The sequence below is a fragment of the Bizionia gelidisalsuginis genome (assembly GCF_008086185.1).
GTDB classification, from domain to species: domain Bacteria; phylum Bacteroidota; class Bacteroidia; order Flavobacteriales; family Flavobacteriaceae; genus Bizionia; species Bizionia saleffrena.
On record NZ_VSKN01000005.1, the window covers coordinates 183,920 to 190,230 of the forward strand.

At 34.2% G+C, this 6,311-nt stretch carries 7 protein-coding genes; 6 read left to right on the plus strand and 1 reads right to left on the minus strand.

Annotated elements, in window-relative coordinates; all coding sequences use genetic code 11:
* Window positions 1-2 precede the first annotated feature (2 nt).
* The 5 genes from rplI (at window position 3) to ES677_RS05930 (ending at window position 4,255) form a co-directional block, all read left to right on the plus strand.
* Entirely contained in the window at window positions 3-455 is a 453-nt protein-coding gene (rplI, locus tag ES677_RS05910) for a 50S ribosomal protein L9 (protein WP_148370252.1), read from the plus strand.
* Between the two features lie 115 nt (window positions 456-570).
* Complete coding sequence (locus ES677_RS05915; RefSeq protein ID WP_148380724.1) at window positions 571-1,467, plus strand: glycerophosphodiester phosphodiesterase family protein; 897 nt, start codon at window positions 571-573, stop codon at window positions 1,465-1,467.
* Between the two features lie 52 nt (window positions 1,468-1,519).
* Window positions 1,520-1,987 carry a DUF6495 family protein gene (locus ES677_RS05920; RefSeq protein ID WP_148370254.1) on the plus strand — a complete coding sequence of 156 codons (468 nt, stop codon included), beginning with the start codon at window positions 1,520-1,522 and terminating at the stop codon, window positions 1,985-1,987.
* Window positions 1,988-2,180: 193 nt separating this feature from the next.
* Window positions 2,181-3,554, plus strand: a complete 1,374-nt coding sequence (gene hisS, locus ES677_RS05925) for a histidine--tRNA ligase (RefSeq protein ID WP_148380725.1) — start codon at window positions 2,181-2,183, stop codon at window positions 3,552-3,554.
* Window positions 3,555-3,802: 248 nt separating this feature from the next.
* Window positions 3,803-4,255 (plus strand): hypothetical protein, encoded by a 453-nt coding sequence (locus ES677_RS05930; protein ID WP_148380726.1) that lies wholly within the window; start codon window positions 3,803-3,805, stop codon window positions 4,253-4,255.
* Window positions 4,256-4,586: 331 nt separating this feature from the next.
* On the opposite strand, the gene ES677_RS05935 is transcribed toward ES677_RS05930, so the two are convergent.
* On the minus strand, window positions 4,587-5,948 hold the full coding sequence (locus ES677_RS05935; RefSeq protein ID WP_148380727.1) for an acyl-CoA dehydrogenase family protein: 1,362 nt from the start codon (window positions 5,946-5,948) through the stop codon (window positions 4,587-4,589).
* Window positions 5,949-6,130: 182 nt separating this feature from the next.
* Between ES677_RS05935 and ES677_RS05940 the strand changes: the two genes are divergently transcribed.
* Window positions 6,131-6,311: transposase (locus ES677_RS05940; protein ID WP_148380728.1), on the plus strand; the 181-nt coding region annotated here is incomplete at its 3' end.

Below are 6,311 nucleotides of genomic sequence, written 5' to 3' on the forward strand. Positions count from 1 at the left end.
CTATGGAACTTATATTAAAACAAGACGTTGAAAATTTAGGATTTAAAGACGATGTTGTAACGGTAAAGAACGGTTATGGTAGAAACTTTTTAATTCCTACAGGTCACGCTACTTTAGCTACAGCTTCTGCAAAGAAAGTATTAGCTGAAAACATAAAGCAACGTGCCTATAAAGAAAAGAAAATAGTTGAAGAAGCTAACAAAGTTGCAGAGGCACTTAAAGCTCTTGAGATTAAAATAACTTCTAAAGTTGGATCAGGAGACAAATTATTTGGTTCTGTAAACAACATCAATGTTGCTGAAGCAATAGCGAAAGAAGGACAATCAATAGATAAAAAATTCATCAATGTTATTGGTGGAGCTGTAAAACGTACTGGTAAATACAATGCTATTATTCGTTTACACAGAGATGTTACTGTTGACTTAGAATTTGAAGTTGTAGGAGCGCAAGCTTAATACAAAACAATAACAGATTTTATAATCTGATTTTTTTAAATGCGCTTCTATAATTTAGAAGCGCATTTTTTATACCAATTTTTCTGGACTTAGTCACTTAAAAAAAAGGAAAGTAATGAAGCATTTATATTTAATTTTATTAGTATTTGGTATGCTTTCGTGTAAAAACGAATCGAAGCCTGCAACAAATCAAGCCAAAAATAACACAGAAGTGTTAAAACCTTCGGCTTTAATAGACGCCTTTAAATACAAAGAAAACGCTGCGCCTATAATAAGTGTACATAGAGGTGGTAAAGGCTTAAAAAACTATCCAGAAAACAGTTTAGAGACCTTAATCTATATTAACGATAGTATCTCTGCTATTTACGAAATTGATGTAGCTAAAACAAAAGACGGTGTACTCGTGCTTTTACACGATAACAGTTTAGATCGTACTTCTACAGGAACAGGAAACCTTACTAATTATACCTATAATCAATTACTAGATTTTAATCTAAAAGATGATTATGGTACCGTAACGAATTTTAAAATCCCTCTATTTAGTGACGTTTTAAAATGGGCAAAAGCGAATGCTGTGGTGTTAACGGTAGACATTAAAAAGAGTGTAGCCACTAAAGATGTTATAAGCGCTATTAGAACTGAAAAAGCAGAAGATGTATGTGTAATTATCACCTACACTATGGAACAAGCACATACCGCTTACAAACTAGCGCCAGATTTATTATTGTCAGTATCGGCAAGAAATACCAAAGAATTTAACAGGTTATTACAGTCGTCAATTCCACCCGAAAATATGTTCGCGTTTACGGGAACACGCTTGTCTCTGGAACAACTGTATGCGTCCATCCACAATAAAGGAATTAAAACAATTTTAGGAACATTAGGTAACTTAGATAAACAAGCGGAAACCAAAGGGGATAGTCTGTATGCCCTATGGCACCAAAAAGGTATCGATGTTTTTGCAACCGATAGACCTTTTGCGGCCGCGAGAGCATTGCAACTTAGCAAATAATATATGACAAGAACAACGGTAAAACGCAAAACAAAACGTAATTATTTTTTAGATGAAATACGCAAGACTTACAAAAGAACAATTTGAAGAATTACACAAAGAATTTATTAATTTTCTGGCATCGCAAACAATTACTGCTACCGAATGGGAAGCTTTAAAAAGCAATAAACCAGAATTAGCCGAGCTAGAACTAGACGTTTTTAGCGATTTAGTTTGGGAAGGCGTTCTTGGTCAGGCGCAATATTTAGAGCATATCTCGCCACAAAGCATTCATTTATTTGCTTTAAATGAAGACCGAATGCATCTTATTGGGATCAAAGTTAAAAACGATATCGATGTCACGACACAAGAGGGTTTTAACTGGTTACGAGAGAATTTAATGGATGAAAATATTGAATTTGTTCAAGCACACAAAGAGTATACTGACGATAAAAATGTAGATAAGTTTACATTAATAGAGCAAGGTGCTAATATTACAAAAGGCGATTTGTACCTTTATATGTCTAAAATTATCAATTAAAAAAGCGCATCTTAATTAAGACTCTTATTTATGTTTAAAAGATGGTGACGACTAAAATAATTCTAACAAAAACGATTATTTTTGTAATACAGGAACGTGTAAAGTACATCATTTTAAAAATGAAGAAGCGGTGTTACTTTCAATTTTCAACTTATAATTAATTAAAAATACTACCCTATTTTAGGAGCTTGATATGGCACAGAAACCAAGTATACCAAAAGGCACAAGAGATTTTAATCCGGAGCAAGTGGCCAAAAGAAATTACATCTTTAGTACGATAAAAACACAGTTTGAGCGCTTCGGTTTTCAGCCAATCGAAACACCTAGTTTTGAGAATTCCGATACGCTAATGGGGAAATATGGAGAAGAAGGCGACCGATTGATTTTTAAAATATTGAATTCTGGAGATTATTTATCTAAAGTCGATGATGCCTTATATCAAGAGAAAAACTCGAATGCGACGACTGCTAAAATCTCTGAAAAAGCCTTGCGTTACGATTTAACGGTACCCTTTGCGCGTTACGTAGTACAACATCAAAACGAGATTGAATTCCCGTTTAAGCGTTACCAAATGCAACCGGTTTGGAGAGCCGATCGTCCGCAAAAAGGACGTTTTAGAGAATTTTATCAATGTGATGCCGATGTGGTAGGAAGTGATTCTTTATTTCAAGAAGTCGAATTTATTCAGTTGTACGACAATGTGTTTTCAGCTTTACAATTAGAGGGGGTTACTATTAAAATTAACAACCGAAAAATACTATCTGGAATCGCTGAAGTTATTGGTGCTAGCGATAAACTTATCGATTTTACTGTCGCGTTAGATAAATTAGATAAAATAGGAGAGGAGAAAGTAAAAGAAGAAATGCTAGGAAAGGGTATTTCTCAAGACGGAATTGATAAATTACAACCATTATTTACAATCTCTGGTTCTTTTGAGTCTCAAATTGAAAGTTTAAAAGACATTTTAAGTACTTCTGAAGAAGGTACTAAAGGTATTAAGGAATTAAGTACTATAAATAAAACAATTACAGCGTTAGGCTTAAAAACAGCAACCTTGCAATTGGATGTTACTTTAGCGCGCGGTTTAAATTACTATACAGGTGCTATTTTTGAAGTTTCTGCCCCCAAAAAAGTGAGTATGGGATCGATTGGCGGCGGCGGCCGTTACGATGATTTAACGGGCATTTTCGGACTTAAAAATGTAAGTGGTGTTGGTATTAGTTTTGGTTTAGACCGTATTTATTTAGTACTTGAAGAATTGAACTTATTTCCTTCAACAATTACAAAAACAACCGAAGTTTTATTTATAAACTTTGGTGACAATGAAGCATTAGCCTGTTTAAAAGCCGTACAAGCGCTTCGCGAAAACCATATTAATGCAGAGCTATATCCAGATGCTGCTAAAATGAAAAAACAAATGAACTATGCGAATAAACGCAGTATTCCATTTGTTGTTTTAGTGGGTGAAGAAGAGCTTAATAACAATATGTTTACTATAAAAAATATGGAAAGCGGTGAACAAAGCCAACTAAATTTAGAGGCTTTAATTGCTCACTTTAAAGCGTAGTTTCCTTTCCTAAATATTCTTAATACTAAAAAAAATCCCGAAAATATTTCGGGATTTTTTTTAGTATACTCTTCTTCAAAAGTTGCATAATTTTTATTGAATTATTTCTCTTTAGCAAAACCAGAGGTACTTGAATTTTATTAGTTGGAGTGACTTAGCTAATTTCTTTTCGGATCAATTATAACTTCAAATGAGCAAATCTTATTTCCAAACATTATTTATATTTAGGTGTAATTTAATTGGGAAATATGATGAAAAATGTATTTAAAGTAGTATTAATTGCGATTTTAGGAGTGGTATTCTCTTGTAAGAATAATACAACGGAGCAAAATGTTGAGGGTCGAGTCAATCCATTAAACGAAGATTTAACCAAAACTACCAATTATAAGAAAAACGGTAATTTTGAAGATAACGAAACTTTTAATGTCACAGAAGATTCGGATAGCATCAATGAGAATTGGAATTTAAACGATCCCGACAGACAGAAAGCATTATATTCTAGATTTCGTATGGATGACACTCAAATTGAAATGTATGAAACTGCTTTGGAAAATTGGTGGTCCATAGACTTAGATCATCCCTATGATAAATTATCTGCAAATGAACGGATAAAAGAAGAAGGTGCAATTTTAAAAGAAATCTTGAACGATTCTCAGTTTAATCAATATAGCCAATGGGCTAACGACAATGATGAGCGCTAGAAAGGAGTAACAAAATTAAATGTTTTACTAATTATAGTGTAAAGATGTATTCCAAAGGGTTGAATAGTTCCTTTTCGGCATTGGTATTCAGCCCTATTTACTATTGAGGTTAAGTAATAAGTTCAATTGTTAGCAAGAAGAGTATTAGTAAAAAAAAGTCAAGACTTTAATCTCGACCTTTTAAGTTTAATTTATTTCGAGGACGACTAATTAATTGGACTCGTGCGTATTCTGAATTCTAATCATTTTAAGTCTATTCCCTTTAATTTATTGCATTAGCAAGTGTTTTTAATATAATAACATTTTACTACGTATGCTTTATTGCTCTGTTTTATACAAACGCACTGTAACCAGTAATGGCTCTGCCAACAATTAATGTGTTTATTTCTTTTGTGCCCTCGTAAGAATAAATGGCTTCGGCATCTGCTACAAAACGCGCGACATCATATTCTAAAAGAATACCATTACCGCCCATAACTTCTCGGGCACGACTTACAACATCTCTAGTACGCATAGAGCAAAATACTTTAGCAAGAGAGGCATGTTCATCTGTAAGTAAACCCTGATCCTGTAATTCGGAAAGACGATACACCATTGCTTTCATCGCTGTAAGATTAGCTAACATTTCTACTAAATGATTTTGAATAAGCTGGAACTTTGCAATGGGTTTCCCAAACTGTTCACGCTTTTTAGTATATTTCAACGCACTCTCGTAAGCGCCTCTTGCACAACCCAAGGCTTGCCAAGCAACACCAGCGCGCGTCATTCGCAGTACTTTTGCGGTGTCTTTAAAAGAATTTGCTTTTTGTAAACGGTCGCTTTCTGGTATCTTACAATCGGTTATGGTAAGGAGTGCATTTTGTACTGTCCGTAAAGCCATTTTGTTTTCAATTTTTTCTGCTGTATAACCAGGATTACCTTTGCGTAATAGAAATCCTTTAGCTTGGTTATCATCTATATCTCGTGCCCAAATAATAATAACATCTGCAAAGGTAGCATTGCCAATCCATTTTTTTTGTCCGTTTAATATCCATTCATCACCCACTTTTTTACAAGTCGTTTCCATTCCTCCAGCAACGCCACTGCCTACGTTTGGCTCGGTTAAACCAAAAGCTCCAATAGCTTCCATTTTTTGCATTTTCGGTAGCCATTCTTGTTTTTGTTCCTCGCTTCCGCAAAGGTAAATGGAACCCATAGCGAGTCCGCTATGTACGCCAAAGAATGTAGATATTGACACGTCTACACGTGCTAATTCTTCGGCTATAATGCCCTCCATCATAAAAGGAAAGTTAGGACAGCCGTAACCTTCATAAGTCACACCACAAATATTTAACGCCGCTAGTTTTGGAATAATTTCCATCGGAAATTCGGCTTTGTTCCAATAATAATTGGCAATAGGTTGTACTTCTGTTTCCATAAAGTTGCGAACTTTTAATTGAATGGCACGCTGATCTTGTGTCAATTTTAAATCGAAATCGTAGAAATCGCCATCGATAGGTGGTAGATTATGTTGTCCTTTCTTGACTTTTTCAGTAAGCATTTTCATCAAGCCTTTAAGTTGGTTGTCGTCCAACTCTCCCACAGATTTCATAATTTTAGGCAAATCTATTTTTTTTGAAATCTCACCTAATTCGTTGAAATCTATTTGTTTCATTAAATGGGTGATTTGTTTTATCTTTTTGAAGAATTCCATTGTTATTATTTTACGTTGATTTGTGGTTTATAATGTGCGCGTTTGTTTTTTATTTAGACATCAAAGAACACACATACTTTATTATTATCTAAAATAACTAAAACTCTTTATATGTAGGTCGCTATTGGATGTGCTAATTTAGCGGACAGTACAAGTTAAGCATAAAGTCTTACATTTAACTTATGACACAAGAGCGAAAGAAATATGATCCAGCTTTTAAACGACAAGCTGTAGATTTAAGTAAGGACAGAAAGAACCTGTCAGAACTAGCAAGAGAACTAGGTATCAAGGTTACTCTTTTATATAAGTGGCGTAAAGAATTTGAAGCTTTTGAATCGGGAAGTTTCCCCGGCAATGGTAATT

Coding starts and splice junctions, on each gene's coding strand:
- rplI (WP_148370252.1), top strand. CDS start 3: ATGGAACTTATATTAAAACAAGACGTTGAAAATTTAGGATTTAAAGAC.
- ES677_RS05915 (WP_148380724.1), top strand. CDS start 571: ATGAAGCATTTATATTTAATTTTATTAGTATTTGGTATGCTTTCGTGT.
- ES677_RS05920 (WP_148370254.1), top strand. CDS start 1,520: ATGAAATACGCAAGACTTACAAAAGAACAATTTGAAGAATTACACAAA.
- hisS (WP_148380725.1), top strand. CDS start 2,181: ATGGCACAGAAACCAAGTATACCAAAAGGCACAAGAGATTTTAATCCG.
- ES677_RS05930 (WP_148380726.1), top strand. CDS start 3,803: ATGATGAAAAATGTATTTAAAGTAGTATTAATTGCGATTTTAGGAGTG.
- ES677_RS05935 (WP_148380727.1), bottom strand. CDS start 5,948: ATGGAATTCTTCAAAAAGATAAAACAAATCACCCATTTAATGAAACAA.